The following is an 18,985-nucleotide window of genomic DNA, read 5'->3' on the forward strand; positions in this document are numbered from 1 at the left end:
AGCGGCCGCTCATCTGCGAACCACCGCCTTCAGCGAGTCGACGAATACCCAGAACGAAGCGGCGAACAGACCGACGTCCTTCAGGAGGAACTGACCCGGCGCGACCGTGATCGCGGGCAGCCCGAGCTCCGGCACCACGACGCCTGGCGTCGAGATCATGAAGCTTATTGTCGTGACGAAGAGTCCGGCCGAGAGAAGGCCGCCTGCTGCAGAAAAGATCGGGCTTGCCAGTCTGAGGACGATCAGCAGCCCGATGCTGAGTTCGACGAAGCCGAGGAAATTGGAGAAGCCGCGGACCGAAAGCAGAGCATAGAACCAGCTCACGAGCGGACTGTTCTCCACCAGCGGCACCAGCCCCTGGGCCTCATAATCGGTGAACTTCATCCCGCCGAACCAGGCGTAGATGATCCCGAGCGACAAATAGAGACCGGCTCGGCTGACCGGCTCTGCGTAGGCGATCAGGCGTTCGGCTTGATCGCGCCAAGGGATGATGGAGCCCGATGCGAGGATCGGCGCCGGGAGCTGGGTGATAATGCGTGACATGGTAATCTCCGTTTTCATGGGTCAAGGTTTGAAATCCGATATCCGGCCGCACGACTTGTCGTGCGGCGGCCGAGCGCTCACGCATTCACGCGCTTGCGCAAATTGTAGCGAGGGGCCGGGATGGCACTCGAAAGCCTGTCCGACATGGCTTGGCGCGCCGTCTCATGACGGTCCCACTCTGCCTTGTCCGGCAGCGATGGAATGGTCACGGTCTCGCCGAGGTCGAGACCGGCCAGCGCGGCATCGACCAAGTCGTCGGCCGACATCACGATCTGCGCCGGAAGCTGATGAACCGGCGTGCCGGCGACGTCCCAGAATTCGGTGGCGGTGGCGCCCGGCAGCACCGCCTGCACGCGGATGCCCTTGTCGGCGAGCTCGTGAACGAGCGAGCGGCTGAATGCGAGCACGAACGCTTTGCTGCCGCCATAGACGCCATTCAGCACCTCCGGCGCGATCGCGACGACCGACGAAATGTTGATGATCGTGCCGTTGCCGCGGGCAACAAATCCCGGCACCGCCGCATAGGTCAGCCGCGTCAGCGCAGTGACGTTCAGGCGGATCATGTCCTCCATCTTGTCGACGTCGGAAGCGAGCAGCGGGGCTGCCGCGCCGACGCCGGCGTTGTTGGCCAGCAAGGAGATATCCGCATTGGCTTTGAGAATATTCTCAACGCGCTGCAAGTCCGCCGGGGACGTGAGATCGGCTTCGACCGTCTCGACGTTCCGGCCGGTCTCGTTGGCGAGCCGGCGCGCCAGCGATGCAAGCCGCTGGTTGTTGCGCGCAACGAGAATGAGGTCGTGGCCGCGCTTCGCCAGTCGATCGGCGTAGATCGCGCCGATGCCACTTGATGCGCCGGTAATAAGGGCAGTGCCTTTGGTCTGGGTCATATCCATCTCCGTTGGTTGGGTGCGTTGCCTCGCGCTGATGGATAGGCCCTTCCGGAATTGATGGGTATCTGGCAAAATCGAGATGTATCCTTCCAAAAAATGGAAGCATCCGATGGACCGTCTCGAAGCCATGTCGATTGTGTTGGCGGTCGCGGAGGCCGGAAGCCTGTCGGCTGCGGCGCGCCGGCATAAAATGCCGCTGGCCACCGTGAGCCGAAAAGTATCCGAGCTCGAAGCGCACCTGCGCACCAAGCTGTTCAACCGCTCGAGCCGCGCGCTCGTCCCGACGGAGGCAGGCCGCTCCTACATCGCCGCGGCAAAAAGGATCATCGCCGACGTGGCCGAAGCCGAACGCGCTGCATCCGGCGAGTACGCGACGCCGCGCGGCGAGCTGAGCGTGTCGGCGCCCTTTGCGTTCGGCCGGCTACACCTGGTGCCGGTGCTGGCGGATTTCGCGGCGATGTTTCCGGAGGTGGACGTTCGCCTCGACCTGCTGGACCGGCCGGTCAACCTTCTGGAGGAGCATGTCGACGTCGCGCTTCGGATCGGAACGCTGGCCGACAGCAGCCTGATCGCGATCCGGATCGGCGAAATCCGCCGCATGCTGTGCGCGAGCCCGGCCTATCTGAAATCGCGCGGGACGCCGAGATCGCTTGACGACCTCTCCAAGCACGACTGCATCAGTTTCGTGCCGTTGCAGTCACCAGCCGAATGGACGTTCAAGAAAGACCAGACCGATTACGTCGTGCCGGTGCGGTCGCGCCTGGTGTTGAACCATCTTGAATCGACGTGCGAAGCCGCGCGCTGCGGCATGGGGATCGCGACGGTGTTCTCCTATCAGGTAGCAGAATCGGTCAAATCCGGAGAGCTTGCGCTGCTGCTGCAGGATTTCGAGCCGCCGCCGATACCGGTCAGCCTAGTCTATCCGCCCAATCGCTTCATGCCGGTCAAGTTGCGCGCCTTCCTGGACTTCGCGCTGCCACGCCTCAAAGCACGCATCGCCGATCTGCCGAAACGCGCCGCGCCGCGAGGCCGAGCCGGGCCTCCACTGTCACCGTAATGCCTAAAAGTCCCGGGCTCTGATTTCCCGGAACGACACCAAACGGCGCTGCGCCTCGTCCCACAACACAAGTCGTACACAGCGGAAGCTCGCAAGGAGCGTTATGTGGCCGACATCGCGCAGTTCCGGGTGGTCACGCAGCACGTGCGGCAGCCGGTAATAGGGAATTCGACTGGAGAGGTGATGCACGTGGTGAATCCCGATGTTGGCTGTAAACCAGCGCAGCAGCGCCGGCAGTTCGTAATGCGAGCTGCCGTACAGAGCGGCTTGATGCAGGTTCCAGCTCTCGTCGCGATCCCATGTCGTGTGCTCGAATTGATGCTGCACGTAGAACAGCCATACGCCGGCCGTGGCGGCCAGCAGCGTAATCGGAAGGTGCACGAGCAGGAACGCCTTGATCCCGATAAACCATGTGAGCGCGGCGACGACGACGGCAATCGCGAGATTGGTTGCCATCGTACTGGCCCAAGGCTGCCAACCATTGCGCATGAGGCCGACCGGAATCCTCTGCTGCAAGAGAAACAGATAGGCCGGTCCGAGCCCGAACATGATCAGCGGGTGGCGATAAAGACGGTATTTCAGACGACCCCACCAAGGAAGCGCCCGGTATTCGCGCACGGTCAGCGTATCGACGTCGCCGATGCCGCGGCGGTCGATGTTGCCGGTGGTGGCATGATGAATCGCATGCGTGCGGCGCCAATAGTCGTAAGGCGTGAGCGTGAGCACACCAATGACGCGGCCGACCCAGTCATTCGCCAGGCGGCCGGCAAAAAAGGTGCCATGACCGCAGTCGTGCTGGATCATGAACAGGCGTAAGAGAAAGCCGGCGGCCGGAAACGCGATAAGCAATGAAGCCCAGGCATAGCCAAGGGAGAACGTGAACCAAGCCGCGGTCCACAGCATCACGAGCGGCAAAGCCGTGATCGCCAACTCGGCCAGGCTCCGCGGCCGACTTGGGGTGCTGTAGTTGCCCAAAATGCGCTTCCAACGCCGTGCGTCGGGGACGTCATCGCTGCGAGTGGGAGGTTGAATGAAGCCAAGGCCCTCTTGCGTGTTAGAGCACTGCACAGTTCTCTTATGCACAGATATCCCCTTCTGACAGTGCACGTAAGATCGAGGCACCGATGGATCGGCACCTACGTCCGTTGATCGATTTTTGGAGAAGGGTCTGAAACGTGCGTGCCTGTCAGCAGCAAGGCAAAGCGAGCCCAGTCGTTCGGCCAAGTGTCGATTACCCCGCATATGGACACAAATTGGGGGAACGTCAAGGACTGCAGCACCGCGTTACCCGTGTCTCATGGGTGCAATCGCGTCAATTTGGTCGTCGGTGACCGCTTCCGGTCTTCCGCCGGAAACGGACACCGTCACGGCCGGTCGGCACGTCTCAAAGATGCCAATTCCGGAAGTGGACTGTGCCTACTCGATCACCTCGCCCGCACGGGCATCGTGAGATGATCAGAACGAGGATCGCCCCCGGGCTTGGGTCCTCGTTGATTGAGCAGGCGCCGCGCTCAGCTTCCACCAATAGGCTGTCGGGCATAAACGCTTCCGCTACTCTGCACAGGACCGGGCCGGCGCCCCACGGCAGGGGCGTCGCCCGACTGCTGTCAGATCGTGACGCGGCTGCCGTCAAAGCGCGTCAAGGAGAAGCCGTCGAAGGATTCGCGGAGGGTAATGCGCTCGTCCCGCAGCATGCCGATCGCCACCTCCTCGCCGATCGCCATTGAGGCCGAAGCGTCGGAACGCCAGTGGATGCCTGCCCAATTCCGTCCGAAACCGAAATTCACCGCGAGCTTGTTCAACTCTCCGCCAACCGTGAGCGGCGGGCCGCTATAGGGCACGAGCCTCGTCGGGTCAGCCGGATCGGGCTGTACCGGGTTGGCGATGACGCGGCTCTCGTCGAAAAACGCCTTCAATATGGTAGCCGTGACGGCACCAACGCTCGTGGCACCGCCGGGATAGGTGGAGTGAGTGGGCGCGGCCTCCGGATAAGTTTGTGACAAAAGATAGGTGCCATACTTGGCTTTACTGCGATCGAGGGCCTCCGATTTCAGGAAGTTATCATGCAACGGGTAGTCGCTCACGCCATTGGCGAGGCGATGATGCGCCAGAGCGCCGTAGGCTTCCGGTCGCACAGCCCGGTGCACAAAATACTTCTGCCAATAGGACGCGCGGACGGAGTTACGGATCCCCGTGGCGAGTAGTGCCTGCACATAGGGCAACCCGAAGGTGGCACCCGCAGGGCTCTGGGTCTTCGATCTCCGATACGGATTCGATGGGTAGGACACGGGCTCTGCCGGTGGATACATCCCGGCGTACCGTTGATCCGCTCCACCGCCGGGGGTTGCAAGGATCAGTGCTGCCGCCCATCCAAGTGCAGGGCCAGCGTGGATATACTCCGCGAGATCTCTTCCTGTCGTTATGTATCGCGGTGTCGCGTCGAACTGCAACCGGCGTTTCGGTGCGGCGCCGTTCTGGATCGCCAGCCACTCCTCGTATTCGGTCAGGAATTCGTTGGCGGGCAACACGGTGCGAATTTGAGCACTGATCCACTGTGCGGCATAGGGCACGTCCCGGAGCAGGAATTGCGAGATCAGCGGGCCGTCCAAAACGCCTGGAGGCGTGACCGAGCGGCCCTTCAAGTCAGTTGGGTCGAAATAAAGCGCATTGGCACGGAACAGCGTACCGGGTGTTACCCGCCCACCAGACTTCGGCCCCCGGAAATCGGCGAGCTTGTTGAGTTCCTCGGTAGCTGCAAGCACGTCGCGATTGGAGGTGTCGTCGCGCAACTCGGTAAGCGGAACATCACGAAGCAGCGATTGCCAATATACCTCGACCGCCTCGCCGCCGCGCTCCGCACTTGCAAGGGCCGGAGCCGTCGGTATCGCAATCTGAGTAGGGTTCATGCCGCTGAGACTGACGGCTTGCGTGCCTACGGGATTGACCAGTTTGCGAGTGCCGCCGAGCGGGATTTTCTCGAAATCTGCGGGATCGCCCGACTGGCAAGCGGCATAGAGCGCCTGCCATGCCGCTTGCTCCACTTCGCCGCGTTTATCGTGCGGCAGGCCCCGTGAATCCGAACCGATCTTGTTGGTGTAGCGCGCCTCATCGCCATTCGTCGGGTGGGGCGCGATGGGAATTTTCTCGTTGTTTCTCGCGCAGGCCTCTCGGACTTCGAAGGCGCGGCGCTTGAACGCCGCGTCGAGCGGTCGCGGGTCCGCGCTCACAGGCTGTGCTGCTGCCGGGGCGATTCCGGGCATGCTCGGCGGAGACGCAAGCACGGCGGCGCCGACTGCGATGCCGACCCCGCCGAGGAGCGAGCGGCGAGTGACCGCGGTGGTCGGCAGGGTCGGCGATGCCAGGTCAGATTCAGTCGAAATGGTGGGCTGGTCAGCCATGGAGATCTCCTCCCTCGCAGGCACCGCTCTAGGGCCCGCGCTTTCAGGATTCACAGGATTCAAATGGGCATCTGGGCGCGCTTACGCGCACCCGCGTTGGAATGCGAATGCTGAAGGACCGGCGAAAAAGGAAGTCGGTGATACGAGTGCAATGCTTGCCGATGGCACGACCGCTGTCCGTTCAGTCCCGCGAGGAATTCGGCATTTCCCGCCTGCGACGACAGCTATTCAAAGAGTACACGATCTCCTGCGTCCTGAAAAGACGTCTGACCTTTGGAAGCTTCCGCTTTGGGGTCATTCGCATCGGTTTGACGATCTGTCAGCCGCTTCCGGTCTACCACTTCTACGGACATTCTCAGAATAGGCGGGCATGTCTCAAAGGTGCCCAGAAGCGGCCATTCGGTCAATTGGCTTCCGTGGCCAATCAGCTTAACTTGGCGAGACTCTGCCAGACTTGAATTATTTCACCGCGATCGCTTCATAGTCAAAATTGCTATGTGCGCCGGAAATGTATGACTTGCCATGTGTTCACAACGCGCCTGATCAAAGGACCGTCAAGGGGAAAGCAAGATGGCAGTCGCCGACCTGGTCCTTCCTGTGTTTGCGATCATCGTCACGGGTTGGCTGGCAGGTTGGCTCGGCTACATTTCGCGGTCGTTGGCCGACGGGCTTGTGCACTTCGCCTATAACGTCGCGATGCCGGCGCTGCTATTCGTCACCATCGCGCAGGAGCCGGCACGCAATCTTCTCGAATGGCGCTTTCTGCTGGCGTTCGGCGGTGGCTCCATTCTGTGCTTCGCGGTGGTCTTTCTGACAGTCCGCGTCCGGTGGGGACGCGACCGCGCCAGCAGCACGCTCTATGGAATGGCAGCGGCGATGACCAATACTGGATTCGTAGCACTGCCAATCCTGCACTCCATCTACGGACAGCCTGCCGTTCTGCCCGCCGCCATCGCAACCTTGTTCGTGGCGGGCGTGATGTTCCCCGCGACGGTTATTCTCCTGGAAAGCGAGGGGCGCGGCGCGCACGCGAGGACGGCAGGTTCGATAATGCTGGTGAAGCAGATCGTGCTCAATCCGATGGTACTATCGACTCTGATCGGTCTTGCGTGGTCGACCACAGGCCTGCCAATGCCGGCCTCACTCGCGGCCTATATGAACATCTTGGCGGCTGCTCTAACGCCGTGCGCGCTCTTCGCCATTGGACTAAGCCTGTCAGTTGAAGCAATACGCTCGAACGTCATGGCATCCGTCGCCCTCGCGGTCGTGAAGCTCGTAATCATGCCGCTGATCGTCTACGGGCTTTGTTTGGCGTCGGGCCTCAATCCGCTCTACACGATCGCCGCCGTCATCTGTGCCGCCGTGCCGACCGCCAAGACGGTGTATATCCTGGCAGGCGAGTACAAGATGGAAGAACCTCTGGTCGCGGCCACAGTCTCGATCACAACGCTGGTGTCGGTAGCGACGCTGATGGGCTGGCTCTACGCCCTCGCGGCACAGGCGGGCTAAAAGCGCCAAGAGGACAAGCGAAATTCGTCAGTTTTTAACGGGAGACGATGCGGGACTACGCTAGACGGAGTTTGGCTGCCAGAGATCATTTCCGCTTTAGGTCCAGTCGGTTTCGAACGGCTGTCATGATCCTCGGCCAAGTTTTCCTCGGCCATGTCGCTGGGTGCAGGCTCCAGCGAACTCAATGCTGCATCGACTTTCTCCAAAAGGCGTTCTAGTTCGGCGCGCTCATTTGGCCCCGGGTCCTCCTGCAACCTGCCCAGCAGTTGTTCCTTTTGAGCGAGAAGTTTCGCAAGTGAAGTCATGGTGTCCTCGTCCGAGTACGGAACCGGAGGGGCGCGTAGAAAATCGGTCAACCGTTCAGAAAGGCGTCAAGTTCCTCCGCTCGCGACCGCAAGCGAGAACCTGGACCGAGTACGACAACAGCAACGAGTTCTGCCGCTATCGCGATGAGCGATCGGCATCGAAACCTGGTCGGTTCACTGCAATATTCTTTCGCGGAACCTAAGATGAGAGCGCCATCAAAATCTCCGCCGAGCGGAACGAATGCCTTCCGAAGCCTTTGGTTTTGATCGACAAGAGGAGGTATCTATGAAGCTATCTATCTTGGCGATTGCGACACTGCTTACGGTCGGAACCATCGCTACGGCCAACGCTATCGAGTTCGGCGTCGGTCCTGGCGGCGTCTATGTTGGTCCCGGCTATGATCGCCCCTACTACCGTGATTACGGAGATGACTGCCGGATCGTTATCCGCGAACGCACCAACCGCTTTGGTGAACGCGTCAGGATCCGCGAGCGCATCTGCGACTAAACACGCAATCGACGGTTAGCGACGATCAGATCGGGGTCCGGCTGGGACGCTGGACCGATCGGTAGCTCAAGAATTGGTGCGATGTCGCACCTCCCTGCGACACCGTTCCCGCAAAAGAAGGGCCTCAGCGCCGCTGGAGCCCTTCTTGCGTTTCTTGGATGCTGCCAGTCGGGTCAGCATCGCACCCGCTGCGAAAATCTTCGTCATGGCGTTGTGGCAGAACGCAATCGCTGCAAGATGTGGGCGAGCCTTCGACGCCTTTACGAAGCCTTCGGTAGCTATTGGCTGGAAGCTATAAACTAATCAATGCGCTGCGCGTGGACACGCTGCCGCGCCCTTGAATTGTCGTAGCGCGCCTGGTCGCGCGTCGCCGGCGTGACGCAGACCTTGTCGTCCGTCGTTGCTTCGCGCCATACGTAACCTTGCTTGCAAGTCTCGTATCCGTACTGTCCGCGCCCTGCCCGCCGAGCGTCCTGCTGCGCATTGTCGTTCCAGGCCTGCCGGCGGGTTTGTGGCGTGACGCACACGTAATCGCCGCGAGTAGCTTCCCTCCAAACATAACCTTGAGTGCATTTCGCCTGGGCGTAAGCTTGGGGCGTATAGAGAATGATGCCGAACAGTAATGCCGGAAGCGAGAGAGAAAACTGCTTCATCAGACCCTCCATTGACTGGAAATGTCGCGGAAGATCTTCTCTTACACCGGCTAAACTTTAGCGTGTATGAACTGGTTCACACTGGGGCGTAACGCTAACGTGACGGCAGGACTCCACCGTCGTTGGCTCACACAAAACCTCGAGCTATGTGCGCTATTTGGGCCTTAGGAATTACGGCGGCAGTGCCGGACTCATCGTAATGCGGGCAGCTCAACTCGCCTTTCTGTCTTTCGCGCTGAGATCAGGAGTATCATCGGCCGCTCCAGCTCTTCGGCCAGTTCGGGCAAGTGCTCGATCTGTTCGCGCGCCGGGGCGAATTCCTCGACCCGGCGCAACTCGAAGCCCGCATCAATCAGCGTGTTGAGCGTCGTGCCGAGCGTCCGGTGATACTTCAGCACGCCCTTGGCGAACCAGTCCGTGCGGCGCTCGCCCTCGACCGAGTAGCCATTGACGGGCCAGGTCTTGCGGCCGTCTTCATCGGCGATCCACTGCGGATGCGCCGCAGCCATGAAGATCGGATGCTCGATCGTGAAGACCAGATCTGCACCGGGGACCAGCGCCTTGTGGATCATGCGCGCGAGGCGCTCGAAATCCTCGACATAGTGAAAGGTCAGCGCGCTGTAGACGAGGTCGAAAGCCGCTTCGGGCAGTTCCAGTGTCTCGAGATCGGCGAGCCAATATTCGATGGCCGGGTCCGAGGTATCGACCTTGGCGCGTGCGATCATGTTCTGCGACAGATCGAAGCCAAGCACCGAGACCGCGCCCTGCGCGCGCATCCAGCGCGCGGCCCAGCCGAAGCCGCAGCCCAGATCGGCCACGCGCTTGCCAGTTAGCGCGGGCAGCATGGCCTGAACAGCCGGCCATTCAGGCGCACCGTCCAGCCCATGCACCTGGCGAGGCAATTGGCTGTAGCCAGCGAAGAAATCGGGATTGTCGTAGATATTCTGTGCCACGTTTATCTCCATAATGGAGGCAGGTCGGAACAGCTTTCCGTCTCGATACTCTTCCATCGTGATCACTGCTGAGGATCGGTCGACGAAGTTGTAGCGCGAGCCGTCGTCGTTATCGTGCAGTGGCATTACGGCGATAGAAATACGTCGCCAGTGTTTCCCGCGCTCGCGCGATTTTCCCCGCGCCCCCAATCACTGATTTGCCAATCCTGGCAAGAAACTTATTCCACGCCCGCTTAAAATTTTTCGCTTAACGCGACATCCAAATCAATCCTACAACTCCGCCATCCCGTTCCGCTCGAGGGGCGATGGCCAGCGTCACTAACGTTGGGACGGGTTGCGGTGGACGCGGCAGCGTTCGGGCGCGCGATGTGTTCGCAGGGCGGTCTTTCCGTGAGCGAGCACGACCTGCGCAGACGACCGGCGCTTAAACGCCTCAGCGAAAACTTCTTCTGGCAGCATACGGGCCGGTCGAAGCGCTTTTGTCCGGGGAAGCCGTGGACGGCAAAACCGCGCGGTCCTGGCACCCGTTGCTGGTGTCAAGCCGATGGAGATTGTCGGGCCCAACCGGGCGTTCGATCAATCGCCAATCCGTCGGCGACGGAGGCCAGAGGAATTCGGCTCCGGGGAGAACGCGGCATAAGCCGTTAAAACCACCGCGCAGGGAAAGCCGGGTGTTCCGGCGCACCTGCGGTCCACCGTGTGCATTCTTGCGCACGACTGCGGGTGTCATGGGCACCCGGCTTTCCCTGCGCCCTCGTTTCCCGAGGGCTTCGTCGATGCATAACTTCGGGCGCACCCCGCGCCGCGAGATCGCAATGTCATATCCGGCGCCGGCCGCATCTGTCGAAAACAACCATGCGTATCCGAGCACCGGCATAAGACTGCCCCGCCCGCCCCTGTTTGCGGCGCCGTACCGCTTTTCGCAGAACACGCGGACTGATAATCTGGTGTTATTTCATTATAGGATTTTATTGGAGATGCGCGGGGCTTTTGAGGGGAGCTGCAGATATTCGGCGCTGGTGCTCCTGATCGCGCTGCTCTTCGTTACGCCTGCCGCCGCCGAGAAGCGTGTCGCGCTTGTCATCGGCAATTCCGCCTATCAAAACGTGACCCGGCTCGACAATCCGCGCAACGACGCGATGCTGATGGCGGAGACGCTTTCGAGTCTCGGCTTTACCCTGATCGGCGGCCGCGCCCAGCTCGATCTCGACAAGCCGGCGATGGACACCGCCGTGCAGAATTTCGGCCGTCAGGTGCAGGGCGCCGACGTCGCGCTGTTCTACTATGCGGGGCATGGCGTGCAGGTCTCCGGATCGAACTATCTCGTTCCGGTCAGCGCCAATCCGACGCGCGAGGCCGACGTCGATTTCCAGATGGTGGACGTCAACCTCGTGCTGCGCCAGATGCAGGGCTCGGGCACGCGCCTCAACATGGTGATCCTCGATGCCTGCCGAAACAATCCGTTCGGCGCGCGCGGCTTGCGCGCCTCCGACGGCGGTCTCGCGCAGATGCGCGCGCCGGAGGGCACGCTGATCTCCTATGCGACGCAGCCCGGCAATGTTGCGCAGGACGGTACCGATGGCCACAGTCCCTACACCAAGGCGCTGGCCGCGACGATCAAGCAGACCGGGCTCGACATCTTCCAGACTTTCAACCAGGTCGGTCTTGCCGTGAAACGTCAGACCGGCGGATCGCAACAGCCCTGGGTGTCCTCCTCGCCGATCGACGGTAATTTCTATTTCGTGCCCCCTGCCCCGGCACCGCAACAGGTCGCCGTCGCGCCGCAGCCCGAACCACTGGCCTCGACGCTGCGTCGGGATCCAGATCGCATTCCGATCAAGGATCCCGTGCTGCTGCGCGAATTGAGCGACCGTCTGTTCGAGCTCAATTACGATCCGGAGCCGCTCGACAGCAAGAACGGCATGCGGCTGGCGATCAGCAAGTTTCAGGAGAAGGCCAGGATGACGCCGACCGGTGAACCGACCGAAGGCGTGCTGACACGGCTGCGCAAGATGGAAGATTTGAAGCCGTGGGGTTCGATCGTCTACGGACCCGAAAGCGACAAATGGGGCATGTCCTGGAATCATTCTTCGCGGCGAGCGGCGATCGACGACGCGCTCAAGAATTGCGGCGGCAGCAAATGTCCGATCGAGTTGAGCTTCTACGGCTCGCGATGCGGCGCGTTTGCGATCTCGGGAAAGTCCTGGTCACTGGTCCAGCGCGATACCGTTCAGCGCGCCAGGGAGGCCGCGCTTGACGAGTGCGGCAAGGCTGGCAAATCCTGCCGGATTATTGGTGCGGTCTGTGCCGATGGCTCGGGCCGCTGAAATTTGTTGTTCGCGATATTGGAAGCACCTGCTGATGCTAAACGCCGCCCGACGTTTGAACCGGACCGTCCTCCTCGCGATATCGATCACGCTCGCGTTCGGGCATGGCCTTGCGCACGCGCAATCCGGCAGCGCCGGCGGCAGCATCGGCAACGATGAAAAATCGCTGTCCGGCTCACGCGAGCCGCCGCGACCGGCTGAATCCTCGCGACGCAATCCATCCGATACAGACGAGCCGCGCCGCGCCGGACGCAAGAGCGGCGGAGGCGGCGGCAACAATTTTGATGGCGCCTGGGTCGTCCACTCCCGGGGCGTTACCTGTCAGGGTAGCAGCAGCAACGCGGTCATCGTCACCAGCGGCAAGATCATCGGTCAGAACGCCCGAGGCACCATCAGTTCCGAGGGCCGGGTGTACGGCACCTCGAACGGCAACGGCATTACGGTCATCACCACGGGCCGCCTGTCCGGTCGCAGCGGCGGCGGGACGTTCCGGCAATCGGATGGCTGCACCGGGACATGGACGGCGTCGAAGCAATAGCGCGGCTGCTCACCACGGCCGGGAAATATTGGAAGATTTCATTATGAAATACCCGGCTCGACATTCGATCGGAATTGGGCTCCTCTCGCTCGCGATCTCGGCCGTCATAAGCGGCCCGGCCGTGACGCAGTCCGGCAGCGCCGGCGGCAGCATCGGCAATGACGAGAAGTCGCTGTCCGGTTCACGCGAAGCGCCGCGCGAGGTCGAATCTTCCAAGCCGGCGCGTCGCAACAAGCCTGAAGCGGATGAGCCGCGCCGCGCGTCGCGAAAAAGCGGCGGAGGTGGCGGCGGCGACTTCGATGGCTCATGGGTTGCCGTCGCCGTGGGCACGCCTTGCGGTAGCAGCACCGAGAGATTTGTCATCTCCGGCGGCAGGATTTCGGGCGACCTGAGCTCCGGGTCAGTCAGCCCCAATGGCTCTACGAGGAGCGGCGGATCGATCCAAGGTTTGAGTTGGACCAACACCGGCCGTTTTTCAGGCCGCAGCGGCTCCGGTTCATTCGTCCGGTCTGACGGATGCACCGGACGCTGGACAGCTTCTAAACAATAGAGTTTCCCGTCAGCCGAAAGGCCGCTGTTTTCCACCGCTTTTTCATGGCCTTAGCCCGCCACATGTGAGGCGGCGCGCGAGCCGCAATTATACCGCATCCGCTCCGAAATTGCGGCTCATTGCGACCCAAGTCTCTGACCAGATTGGGGGCATCAAGCGTCGAGTAGCGTAGCGTTGCCGGGGATGCAGATGTCGTACCGTTCCGTGAAATTCGTTCCGGCTCTCTTTGCCGGTGTTGTGGCGGGTACAAATCTGGCCACCGTGACGGATCTTCGGGCGCAGTCGGCTGAGCAACAGGTAGCGGAAGCCGGCACGCGAGCGAACCAGGCCGCAGCAGACAACTGCCTGTCCGCGCCGAAGGGGGCCACCCCCTCGGGCAGCCATTGGTATTATCGCATCGACCGCACGACAAAACGTCAATGCTGGTATCTGCGCGAGGAGAACGAGAAGGCCGACGACAAGTTCGCGCGTGCCGCGCCGCCGCAATCGGCGCCGGCGGCGTCTTCGACCGAAGTGCCGCCGCAAACGGAGACGCGCAAGTCGTTCGATGACGCGCGCGCCGAATGGGTTGCCCAGCAAGCCCGCGCCGAGCAAAATCCGCCCGCCAAAGCCGAGCCGCGCACAACTGGCGCCGTGCCCGCGTCCGCCGATCAGAACGGCCCACGCGCAAACATGCCGAACGTGCTGGCACCGGCGCCGCTCGCGACGATGCGGTGGAACGACGCGCCCGCCGCGAGCGCTTCGACCAATCCGACCAATCTCCAAGTCGCTGCCGCCGCCACGCCCGCAGACCAGCCGCCGCAGGCTGACGAAGTGCAGCAGCCGGCAGCAGAACAGGTTGCGCCTCTCGTGGCAGAACCGGCAAAGCCGACCGCATCGCTGCAGAAGCTGCTTTTGGTGATGGCGGCAGCGCTGGCGCTCGCCGGCCTCACGGTCAGCGCGATCGTCAGGATCGGGCGCATGCGGGCGCGCCGCGCCATGCGCCGCAAGCGACGCGCGATGTGGGATGCCGCGCGCACCAAACGTCCCGCGCCGCCGGTATTCCACGATGAAGACGCCCGGCTGCGGCGCACCGCTGCCGTGCAGCATACCCGCGTGCCCAAGGAGCGGCCCCGCGTGCCGCAGGAGCGCGCCCGCGTACCCCAGGAACGAGTACGCATACCGCAAGAACGAGCGCGCATGCCCCAGGAGCGAGTGCGGACACTGCAGGAACGAGCGCGCGTCCCTCAGGAGCGAGAGCGCGATCAGCAGGTTACGGAAATGCTGGCCCGGCTCGCGCGCAGCGCGCAGACGTAACCGAAGCCTACGCGGCAGTTATTTTTCCAACTGGCGCTGCAGCTTGCGAACGAATTCGGTCAGGCCGGTGCGGCGTTCGCGCTTGAGCCGCTCGGCCTTGAGGATCGACTGCACTTCGGCAAAGGCGTCATCGACGTTCTGGTTGACGACGATATAGTCGTATTCCGCCCAGTGACTGAGTTCATGGGTGGCGCGGCTCATGCGACCGCGAATGACCTCATCGGAATCCTGCGCCCGCGTGTGCAGCCGTTTCTCGAGGTCGGCTGCCGAGGGCGGCAGGATGAATACGCTGACGACGTCGGCGCGGGCCTTTTCCCGCAATTGCTGCGTACCCTGCCAGTCGATGTCGAACAGCACGTCCTGCCCGGCCGACAAGGCGGTCTCGACCGGCGCACGCGGCGTGCCATAGCGGTTGTCGAACACGGTCGCCCACTCCAGCAATTCGCCCTGCGCGACCATCGCTTCGAACCTGGGCTTGTCGACGAAGAAATAGTCGCGGCCATCGACTTCGCCCGGCCGCATCGGCCGCGTGGTGGCGGATACCGACATCTTCAAACCCGGCATCCGCTCGATCAGGAGGCGCGACAGCGTGGTCTTGCCCGCGCCCGAGGGCGAGGAGAGCACGAACATCAGCCCGCGCCGTTCAACTCCGTCGAAACCACCACCAGCCGTCATCAGTCACTCCAGATTCTGGACCTGCTCGCGGAATTGCTCGACCACGTTTTTCATCTCGAGCCCGGTCTGGGTCAATTCCAGATCGTTCGATTTGGAGCAGCAGGTGTTGACCTCGCGGTTGAATTCCTGGGCGAGGAAATCGAGCCGCCGCCCGACCGGGCCGCCCTTGCCGATCATCTCGCGGGCCTGCGCGACATGCGAGGCTATGCGGTCGAGCTCTTCGCGAATGTCGGCCTTGGTCGCAATCAGGATCGCTTCCTGATTGAGCCGGTCAGGATCGAAGCGTTCGGACGTCTCCAGCAACGCCGCGATCTGTTCGGCGAGGCGGGCCCTGATCGCCTCCGGCTTGCGGCCGGGCGCGGCCTCGGCCTTTTTCGCCAACCTTTCGATTTCATCCATGCGCTGGATCAGGATTTGCCCGAGCGTCACGCCCTCGCGGCGGCGCATCTCGACGAGATGGCCGAGCGCCTGCTCGAAGGCGGCCGCCGCCGCATCCTTTGCCGCCTTGTCCTCCGCCTCGTCGCTGTCGGGTTCGACCACCTCGATGACACCCTTGATGCCGAGCAGTCCGTCGATGCTGGGCGCCACCGCGTCGATCTTGCCGGCGAGCACGCCTGCGACCTTCACGATCGAGGCGAGCACGTCTTCATTGATGCGCACGGTCGAAACCGCGTTGGCGCGTTTGACGTTGAGGTTGGCGTAAACCGTGCCCCGCGACAGCACCTCGCCGGCGCGTTTCTTGGCAAAGGCCTCCAGTTCGTCCCAACCGGCCGGCAGGCGCAGGCGCAGGTCAAAGCCCTTGGCGTTGACGGACTTCAGTTCCCATTCGAACGTGTAGGGGCCGCTGGCGCCGTGGCTCCGGGCAAAACCGGTCATGCTCGATAGCGCCATCGCGTAACACTTTCCAAAAGACAGGGATTTCGAGACTCGAAATGAATGGCGGGACCATAAGCCGATTTCCGCCAAAGTGGAATTGCGTTCCGGCTGCGGCCTGGAACGCCTTCGCGACCGGCGGGCGTCAGCGCTGAACCACCGGCGGCGTCGTGGTCGATTGCGCGCCCTGGCGGGCCGGCGCGGTTGCAGGTGCCGGAGGGCGGGCGGGCGGCTTTTTAGCCGGCGCTGCCGGCCGCGGCGTCGTCGCGGTTGGATTGGTATCGGCCGGTGCTCCGGCCCCCGTAGGCGGCGGCGCGTCCTCCGATGGTTCGACAGTGTCGTTCTGAATCTGCTTTTCCAACGACCGCAGCTTGACAACGTTCTTCTGGTGCTGGTCGTAGGTCTCGGTAAAGGCGTGCCCACCCGTTCCATCAGCCACGAAGAACAGGTCGCGCGTGCGTGCCGGGTTGGCGGCGGCTTCGAGCGAGGCGCGGCCCGGATTGGCGATCGGCCCGGGCGGCAAACCGTCGATCACATAGGTATTGTAGGGCGACGGCTGCGTAATCTCGGAGCGCTTGATCGGCCGGCCCAGCGTTCCCTTGCCGCCGACCAGGCCATAGATGATCGTCGGATCCGACTGCAGCTTGATCCTTTGCCGCAGGCGATTGGCGAATACCGCCGCCACGCGGCTGCGCTCGTCGGCCCGGCCGGTTTCCTTCTCGATGATCGAGGCCAGCGTGATGAGCTGATCCAGCGACCTGACCGGAACGTCCGGATTGCGGCGCTCCCAGATTTCCGTGAGCACCCGCTTCTGGGTCTGCTGCATGCGCTGGATCACCTGCTCGCGCGTGGTGCCGCGCGGAAACTTGTAGGTTTCGGGCAGCAACGTGCCTTCGCGGGGTATTTCCCGAACCGAGCCGGCGAAGATGTCGTTGTCGAGGAGTCGCGTCACGATCTGTTCGGAGGTCAGACCTTCCGGAATCGTGACGGCATGCTGCACCACCTTGCCTTCGACGATGGTGGCGATGACGTCGCGCAGGCTGGCGCTCTTCTGGAAGGAATATTCGCCGGGCTTGAGGTCGGAGCTCGCCTTCAGCGCAAACACGCCGCCGATGAATACCCAGGGATTGACGTTGATCACGCCTTCACGCAGCAGTGCGTCGGCGATGTCGCGCTTTCCGGCACGCGAGGGAATGTTGACGATCTTGTCTTCCTTCAGCGGACCGGGCGTTTCCAGGATTTGTCTGCCGTAATAGTACACCGCTCCCACCCCGATCATCAGAATGATCAGGATGGTAAAGATGGCATTGCCGACCACCACGAATGGATTGCGGGCGCGATCTGACCGCTTCGGCGGCGGCGGCACCTGCTCGGGCTCCAACGCAGCGCGCGGGCTTCGTGGTGAAATGGGCGGCCTCTCACTCATCGATGCAACCTGAATCCTGTCGGTTCAATCGCGACTCGGCAATCCCTTGCCCAGCCGATAGCATACGCCCGTATGTAGAAGTCATCGCCGAATACGGCAAAACGGTGGAGTCGTTCTAAACACTTGTTAGTCGGCCACGCGCCGAACGATCACGGAGGCGTTGGTCCCCCCGAAACCGAAGGAATTCGACAGCGCGATGTTAATCTCGCGCTTGCGCGCGGTCTGCGGCACCAGATCGATCGCCGTTTGCACCGACGGATTTTCCAAATTGATGGTGGGTGGAGCAATGTTATCGCGAATCGCAAGGATACTGAAAATGGCCTCGATCGCACCGGCAGCGCCGAGCAGATGCCCGGTCGACGACTTGGTCGACGACATCGACACCTTGGAGGCGGCGTTGCCGAGCAGCCGCTCCACCGCGCCGAGTTCGATCTCGTCGCCGATCTGCGTCGAAGTTCCGTGGGCGTTGATGTAGTCGATATCCGATACCGCGATGCCGGCGCGCTTGAGGGCGGCGCTCATGCTGCGGAAGCCGCCATCGCCATCCGGCGACGGCGAGGTGATGTGATAGGCGTCGCCCGACAGGCCATAGCCGATCACTTCGCAATAGATTCGCGCGCCGCGCTTTTTCGCGTGCTCATATTCCTCGAGCACCACGACGCCGGCGCCCTCGCCCATCACGAATCCGTCGCGGTCCTTATCGTAGGGCCGTGAGGCCTTTTGCGGCGCGTCGTTGAAGCCGGTCGAGAGCGCGCGCGCCGCGCAGAATCCAGCCATCCCCAGCCGGCATATCGGCGATTCCGTGCCGCCCGCGACCATCACGTCGGCGTCGCCGAGCGCAATGAGACGGGCACCATCGCCGATCGCATGCGCGCCGGTCGAACAGGCCGTGACCACGGAATGATTGGGGCCCTTGAGGCCGTGCTCGATCGATACATAACCGGAAGCGAGATTGATCAGCCGCCCCGGAATGAAGAACGGCGAAACCCTGCGCGGCCCGCGCTCCTTTAACAGCAGCGACGTCTCGGCGATGCCGGACAGGCCGCCGATCCCCGAACCGATCAGAGTGCCGCTGGAGCATTTGTCTTCTTCGGTCGCCGGATGCCAGTTGGCGTCGTCGAGCGCCTGGCGTGCCGCAGCCATCGCAAAGATGATGAAGTCGTCGACCTTGCGCTGCTCCTTCGGCTCCATCCACTGGTCGGGATTGAAAGTACCATCAGAGCCGTCGCCACGCGGAATCACGCAGGCGATCTGGCTGGCGAGATCGGCGACTTCGAACGTGTCGATCTTCTTGGCGCCACTCTGGCCGTTGAGGATGCGCGCCCACGTTGTGTCAACGCCGCAGCCGAGCGGCGTAACCATGCCCAGCCCCGTGACGACAACCCGCCTCATGTCAAAACTCCAGCCCGAAACCGATGGCCCAAAACAAGAAACCGGGGGACCGTTTGATGACGGCCCGTCCGGCTCTGTCTCTATCCGCCCGG

Annotated in this window: 18 protein-coding genes; 6 read left to right on the forward strand and 12 right to left on the reverse strand. The window is 62.4% G+C overall.

The genetic code is table 11. The features are described from left to right. Positions 1–9: 9 nt before the first annotated feature. Together LMTR3_RS10970 and LMTR3_RS10975 are read right to left on the reverse strand one after the other, a co-directional pair. Positions 10–543 carry a YkgB family protein gene (locus tag LMTR3_RS10970; RefSeq protein WP_084029602.1) on the reverse strand — a complete coding sequence of 178 codons (534 nt, stop codon included), beginning with the start codon at positions 541–543 and terminating at the stop codon, positions 10–12. A 77-nt stretch (positions 544–620) separates the two neighbouring features. Next, the gene (locus tag LMTR3_RS10975) at positions 621–1,430 is read right to left on the reverse strand and encodes an SDR family NAD(P)-dependent oxidoreductase (protein ID WP_065745053.1); all 810 of its coding nucleotides are present in this window, start codon (positions 1,428–1,430) and stop codon (positions 621–623) included. Between the two features lie 112 nt (positions 1,431–1,542). Between LMTR3_RS10975 and LMTR3_RS10980 the strand changes: the two genes are divergently transcribed. Beyond that, positions 1,543–2,490 carry a LysR family transcriptional regulator gene (locus LMTR3_RS10980; protein WP_065745601.1) on the forward strand — a complete coding sequence of 316 codons (948 nt, stop codon included), beginning with the start codon at positions 1,543–1,545 and terminating at the stop codon, positions 2,488–2,490. 3 nt (positions 2,491–2,493) lie between these two features. Here LMTR3_RS10980 and LMTR3_RS10985 read toward each other — a convergent pair whose 3' ends face one another. Together LMTR3_RS10985 and LMTR3_RS10990 are read right to left on the reverse strand one after the other, a co-directional pair. Continuing rightward, complete coding sequence (locus tag LMTR3_RS10985) at positions 2,494–3,522, reverse strand: fatty acid desaturase (RefSeq protein ID WP_065745602.1); 1,029 nt, start codon at positions 3,520–3,522, stop codon at positions 2,494–2,496. A gap of 575 nt (positions 3,523–4,097) precedes the next feature. Next, entirely contained in the window at positions 4,098–5,888 is a 1,791-nt protein-coding gene (locus LMTR3_RS10990; RefSeq protein WP_065745054.1) for a vanadium-dependent haloperoxidase, read from the reverse strand. Positions 5,889–6,458: 570 nt separating this feature from the next. Here LMTR3_RS10990 and LMTR3_RS11000 point away from each other — a divergent pair. Further along, the gene (locus tag LMTR3_RS11000; protein ID WP_065745056.1) at positions 6,459–7,397 is read left to right on the forward strand and encodes an AEC family transporter; all 939 of its coding nucleotides are present in this window, start codon (positions 6,459–6,461) and stop codon (positions 7,395–7,397) included. On the opposite strand, the gene LMTR3_RS36195 is transcribed toward LMTR3_RS11000, so the two are convergent. After that, a complete protein-coding gene (locus LMTR3_RS36195) occupies positions 7,394–7,702 on the reverse strand; it encodes a hypothetical protein (protein WP_141686555.1) in 309 nt (102 codons plus the stop codon). The genes LMTR3_RS11000 and LMTR3_RS36195 overlap by 4 nt on opposite strands. A 286-nt stretch (positions 7,703–7,988) precedes the next feature. Here LMTR3_RS36195 and LMTR3_RS11005 point away from each other — a divergent pair, with 286 nt between their 5' ends. Further along, positions 7,989–8,210, forward strand: a complete 222-nt coding sequence (locus LMTR3_RS11005; RefSeq protein WP_065745057.1) for a hypothetical protein — start codon at positions 7,989–7,991, stop codon at positions 8,208–8,210. A gap of 299 nt (positions 8,211–8,509) precedes the next feature. Here LMTR3_RS11005 and LMTR3_RS11010 read toward each other — a convergent pair whose 3' ends face one another. Together LMTR3_RS11010 and LMTR3_RS11015 are read right to left on the reverse strand one after the other, a co-directional pair. Continuing rightward, the gene (locus LMTR3_RS11010) at positions 8,510–8,863 is read right to left on the reverse strand and encodes a hypothetical protein (protein ID WP_141686556.1); all 354 of its coding nucleotides are present in this window, start codon (positions 8,861–8,863) and stop codon (positions 8,510–8,512) included. A 191-nt stretch (positions 8,864–9,054) separates the two neighbouring features. After that, a complete protein-coding gene (locus tag LMTR3_RS11015) occupies positions 9,055–9,816 on the reverse strand; it encodes a class I SAM-dependent methyltransferase (RefSeq protein WP_065745603.1) in 762 nt (253 codons plus the stop codon). A gap of 977 nt (positions 9,817–10,793) precedes the next feature. Here LMTR3_RS11015 and LMTR3_RS11020 point away from each other — a divergent pair. Both LMTR3_RS11020 and LMTR3_RS11025 read left to right on the forward strand, forming a co-directional pair. After that, a complete protein-coding gene (locus LMTR3_RS11020) occupies positions 10,794–12,143 on the forward strand; it encodes a caspase family protein (RefSeq protein ID WP_084029603.1) in 1,350 nt (449 codons plus the stop codon). 34 nt (positions 12,144–12,177) lie between these two features. Continuing rightward, entirely contained in the window at positions 12,178–12,681 is a 504-nt protein-coding gene (locus LMTR3_RS11025) for a hypothetical protein (protein ID WP_065745059.1), read from the forward strand. A gap of 9 nt (positions 12,682–12,690) precedes the next feature. Here LMTR3_RS11025 and LMTR3_RS39970 read toward each other — a convergent pair whose 3' ends face one another. Next, positions 12,691–13,266 (reverse strand): hypothetical protein, encoded by a 576-nt coding sequence (locus LMTR3_RS39970; protein WP_176721859.1) that lies wholly within the window; start codon positions 13,264–13,266, stop codon positions 12,691–12,693. 139 nt (positions 13,267–13,405) lie between these two features. Between LMTR3_RS39970 and LMTR3_RS11035 the strand changes: the two genes are divergently transcribed. Beyond that, positions 13,406–14,527 (forward strand): hypothetical protein, encoded by a 1,122-nt coding sequence (locus LMTR3_RS11035; RefSeq protein ID WP_210184686.1) that lies wholly within the window; start codon positions 13,406–13,408, stop codon positions 14,525–14,527. Between the two features lie 18 nt (positions 14,528–14,545). Here LMTR3_RS11035 and gmk read toward each other — a convergent pair whose 3' ends face one another. From gmk to fabF, 4 genes are all read right to left on the reverse strand, one after another. Then, positions 14,546–15,202 carry a guanylate kinase gene (gmk, locus tag LMTR3_RS11040; RefSeq protein ID WP_065745062.1) on the reverse strand — a complete coding sequence of 219 codons (657 nt, stop codon included), beginning with the start codon at positions 15,200–15,202 and terminating at the stop codon, positions 14,546–14,548. A 3-nt stretch (positions 15,203–15,205) separates the two neighbouring features. Beyond that, complete coding sequence (locus LMTR3_RS11045; protein ID WP_065745063.1) at positions 15,206–16,093, reverse strand: YicC/YloC family endoribonuclease; 888 nt, start codon at positions 16,091–16,093, stop codon at positions 15,206–15,208. Between the two features lie 127 nt (positions 16,094–16,220). After that, positions 16,221–17,501 (reverse strand): endolytic transglycosylase MltG, encoded by a 1,281-nt coding sequence (gene mltG, locus LMTR3_RS11050; RefSeq protein ID WP_065745064.1) that lies wholly within the window; start codon positions 17,499–17,501, stop codon positions 16,221–16,223. Positions 17,502–17,627: 126 nt separating this feature from the next. Further along, positions 17,628–18,893 (reverse strand): beta-ketoacyl-ACP synthase II, encoded by a 1,266-nt coding sequence (fabF, locus tag LMTR3_RS11055; RefSeq protein WP_065745065.1) that lies wholly within the window; start codon positions 18,891–18,893, stop codon positions 17,628–17,630. Positions 18,894–18,985 lie beyond the last annotated feature (92 nt).

This window comes from Bradyrhizobium sp. LMTR 3 (genome assembly GCF_001693485.1).
In the GTDB taxonomy this organism is placed as follows: domain Bacteria; phylum Pseudomonadota; class Alphaproteobacteria; order Rhizobiales; family Xanthobacteraceae; genus Bradyrhizobium.